The organism is Alcanivorax sp. HI0044 (genome assembly GCF_001634945.1).
In genome coordinates this window covers 1-950 of record NZ_LWEZ01000450.1, presented here as the reverse complement: position 1 = coordinate 950, position 950 = coordinate 1, and the positions used below count along the sequence as shown (strand labels likewise).

General features: G+C 57.2%; 1 protein-coding gene. It reads right to left on the bottom strand.

Translation table 11 applies throughout. From position 1 onward, the window contains the following. Positions 1-432 precede the first annotated feature (432 nt). On the bottom strand, positions 433-942 hold the full coding sequence (locus tag A3730_RS05545) for a trans-aconitate 2-methyltransferase (protein ID WP_197468581.1): 510 nt from the start codon (positions 940-942) through the stop codon (positions 433-435). Positions 943-950: the final 8 nt, after the last annotated feature.

Below are 950 nucleotides of genomic sequence, written 5' to 3'. Positions count from 1 at the left end.
GCAGGTTGCTGAACGCGAATGGCCGACGGAGTCTTTGTGGTTGAAAAACGGATGCGCAGGAGGTGGTTCAGGCCTTGCAGAAGTAACAGGCCGAGAAGAAAACTGACAGCAAAATAGAGCAGTATCATGGGGCAGCCACACTGTGATTATTGTTGGAGTGCGAACGATTCTGTGGCAATCCTATAAAGCACGGGCAAGGTTAACCATCGTGACTTTGTTATGGCTTGTGGGATTACTGTAGCTGGCTGGAGCGGGAGGGTGTATGGCTACCGGGCGTGGAAGATGACAGACAATGGCGTGTGCGTTTGCGGATCCAGCGGTTCTTCCATGTGAACACGCAATCCCTGTTGTTGAAGAAGTGCCAGCCAGTCCGACAACGTACGGAAATACCAGGGTGGGGCGTCATGGAAGGCGTCACTACAGCCGGCCCAGCTACCGGTGCGCCAGCCCGAACGGTAATCGCCTTTGCAGGCCATGAGTGGGTGCAGGGTTTGTATCAACAGGCGTCATCTCGGTAGTGTTAACAGGCCCTGGCGTCGCCAGTAACTGCGCAACGGAATCCTCGCCGAAGAGTGAAAAATTGCACACGATAACGGCAAATGTCTGGCCGCTCAGGGCACTGGATAATCGCGAATAGTCACTGCACAGGTAGGTGCCGTCGGAGTGTTGTGCCTGCGCGTTTTCCACCAGTGCCGGAATGACATCCACGCCGGTGATCGCGGTGGCCGGCGCGTTATCTTCTGCCGCCAGTGCCCGGCAGAGCCACCCTTCGCCGCAGCCCACATCCAGCACCGAGTCTGGCCGGTAGCGACTAATGGCGTTGACGATTGCCGGATTGGTGATCTGGCGGCTGGCGATACCTTTGCCTTGCAGCAGGGCAATCCAGGGGGCGGCATTGGCCGCCCAGCTTGTAAGAATTGCGTCTTCCGGTGGCTGTGGCATTTAACGCA

Excerpts from the sequence above, each read along its gene's own strand:
- A3730_RS05545 (WP_197468581.1), bottom strand. The coding sequence starts at position 942 with ATGCCACAGCCACCGGAAGACGCAATTCTTACAAGCTGGGCGGCCAAT.